Raw genomic sequence first — 2,645 nt, 5'->3', positions numbered from 1 at the left:
TATGTGTAAAAGTCTGAATGTGATCTCACATGTTCAGAAATAAGTTTTGAACTTTACTTACACTGTAAAAAGGAATAGTTCACTAATTGATCGGCTCAAACCGGCCAACTCCAGCCACTCACGACTGGAAGAAAGCGGACTTTAAGGTAGGGATTAACAGACCTTCAATTCAAGGACTCTCTGATTACATGCACTCAAGTAACCTCTGATTCAAAACTAATTGCACCTATCATGACGTTGCTCAACAAATAGCAAATCAAGCTACATAGCTGGGGGATGGGCATTGCCGCTTTAAGTTAGTGGCTAACAAGAACGGCACAGTTTAGGGCGAATAACGTTAACAAATTGATTTAATGTAAGAAATTATTATTGCGTCTAAATCATAAGCCGCTTGACGTAAGTTGCAACAAGATGTAGCTTTAATTCATGCAGATCATTACAAAATCATTGGAATTTCCATGAATGCAAATACTCAACCAGAGGTTAATGAAATAGCGGTTTATATTCAAAAAGCCCGCACTGCCCAAAAGAAGATCGCTAATTACACCCAAGACCAGGTTGATGAATTGGTGACTGCGGTTTGTTGGGCTATCGTTAGGGAAGACCGCGCAAAAGAATTGGCGAATCTGGCGGTTAATGAGGGCAGTTTTGGCAATTATATCGATAAATTTAGCAAGATTCGTAACCGATGTATGGGAACTTTGCGCGATATGCAGGAAGTGAAAACCGTCGGTATTGTTGAGGAAATTCCCGAAAAAGGCCTAATTAAAATCGCAAAACCGGTGGGAGTTATTGCTGCGCTTATTCCAACGACAGGCCCTGATGCGACACCGCCTTTAAAAACGCTGCTGGCCTTGAAAGGCCGCAATGCCATTATCGTAGCCGCCCATCCCCGAACGCAAAAAACGACAGAATTGACCGTGAAGTTCATGCGCGAAGCCTGTGAACAGGTTGGCGCTCCTGCCGATTTGGTGCAAGTTATTGAAAAACCGTCACTTCCTAAAACCCAACAATTGATGCAGCAAGCGGATTTGATTGTTGCAACGGGTGGTGCCGCGATGGTGAAAGCGGCTTACAGTTCCGGCACACCGGCTTATGGTGTTGGGGTCGGTAATTCAGTCCATGTGGTTGATGAAACGGCCGATCTGGATGATGCAGCCAATACGATTGTGATAGCCAAGAAATTTGATTTTGCGACCAGTTGTCTGGCCGATAATTCGGTAGTTGCACAAGAGTCGATTTATGACGGCTTAACCGAACGCCTGCAAAAATTGGGCGCTTATCTTTGTAACGCGGATGAAAAAGACAAATTACAACGGCTGATGTGGCCTACGCCTGAAAACCATATTCCGTGCGTTGATGTAATCGCAAAATCGCCAACCCATATCGCAAAGTTGGCTGGCTTCAATGTACCCGAAGACTGTAGTTGTTTGATCGTGGAGGAAAATGGCGCTGGCTCTGAGCATCCTTTTTCAGGGGAAAAACTGTCGCCCGTACTATCGCTATATAAATATTTTGGCGACATTAACAACGCCATAAGTCAAGTTAACGCTATTACGGAGTATCAGGGGCAGGGTCACACGTGCGGCATTCATACGACCAATGACGACAATGCGATGGCGTTGGCAATGCAAACCAAGACCGCAAGGGTGATGGTCAACCAGAGTTTGAATGAAGGTGCGGGCAGTCCGCGAAACGGTCTGCCTTATACCTTAAGCTTAAGTTGTGGAACCTGGGGAGGAAATATAACGACGGAAAATGTCAATGCCCGTCACATGGTTAACCTGACCTGGGTTTCACGGCCAATCAAATCCAGACCACTTGATGAGACTTATCTTTTTGAAAAACATTGGCAGAAATATGGCCGTTTATAACCCTATTGCCTATTCGAATGCTTTTTCATACTACCATTAGAGAAACTAATGCCTATTTATGAACTCAAATGCCCTAAGTGTAATCATCAATTCACAGGCTTGGTAATGGCGAATACAAAAGAACCCAAAGAGTGGGTTTGTTCTCAATGTGGCAGTCATGAAACGAACCTCATTCATATCTATGAAAACATTCATCCCTTGGAGAATGAACATGCTGTTGGATGCCCTTGTTGTGGGGGTACAAGTAGAAACAATTTTTAATCTAAACTGTAATTAAAACAGGTTTTTTAAAGCATAAGTGCGTAATTATTAAATTAGAAGTTAACGATATGCTTCTGTAATACCAACTAAATTAACTAAAAGGAGGTGTCGCGTCTTTAATACCTGTTTGAATTTGACAACGAATAAATCCCGGAGAACCACCAAAAAATAACTATAAAAACTATAAAAGAGGTGCAACATGAATAAGGTATTGATTCCAACAAGTATGGTAGGCAATTATCCCAATCCAAGATGGTGGGATGCTGATTTTGCAAGACATTTCAAGGGTGACCGACAGCCGCCGGATGCCATGTGGCGGGAGGCGCTGGAGGATGCAATGGCGGCTATCGTGACCGATCAAGTCAATGCCGGCCTGGATATTATCACGGATGGCCGACTTCATGGCGACAACTATGCCGATGCTGCGCTTTACTACTATTACAACAGGCTAGGCTATGATTTATCGGGAAGCCATCTCGGTTTCCCTATTTATAGCCGTTTACATTCCGC

General features: G+C 43.6%; 2 protein-coding genes and 1 pseudogene. All 3 read left to right on the top strand.

Going from position 1 to position 2,645, the window contains the following annotated elements:
* Nucleotides 1-458: 458 nt before the first annotated feature.
* A complete protein-coding gene (locus ACLQ6D_RS06380) occupies nt 459-1,874 on the top strand; it encodes an aldehyde dehydrogenase family protein (RefSeq protein WP_411726452.1) in 1,416 nt (471 codons plus the stop codon).
* Nucleotides 1,875-1,922: 48 nt separating this feature from the next.
* The gene (locus tag ACLQ6D_RS06375; RefSeq protein WP_411726451.1) at nt 1,923-2,135 is read left to right on the top strand and encodes an FmdB family zinc ribbon protein; all 213 of its coding nucleotides are present in this window, start codon (nt 1,923-1,925) and stop codon (nt 2,133-2,135) included.
* A gap of 199 nt (nt 2,136-2,334) precedes the next feature.
* A pseudogene (locus tag ACLQ6D_RS06370) lies at nt 2,335-2,645 on the top strand (2-hydroxypropyl-CoM lyase); the annotation flags it as partial.

It is taken from the genome of Methyloglobulus sp., from assembly GCF_046714055.1.
Lineage (GTDB): Bacteria > Pseudomonadota > Gammaproteobacteria > Methylococcales > Methylomonadaceae > Methyloglobulus.
This window is presented reverse-complemented; position numbering and strand designations above follow the sequence as displayed.

What these genes read in the sequence shown, in the direction of transcription:
- ACLQ6D_RS06380 (WP_411726452.1), top strand. Translation starts at nt 459, where the DNA reads ATGAATGCAAATACTCAACCAGAGGTTAATGAAATAGCGGTTTATATT.
- ACLQ6D_RS06375 (WP_411726451.1), top strand. Translation starts at nt 1,923, where the DNA reads ATGCCTATTTATGAACTCAAATGCCCTAAGTGTAATCATCAATTCACA.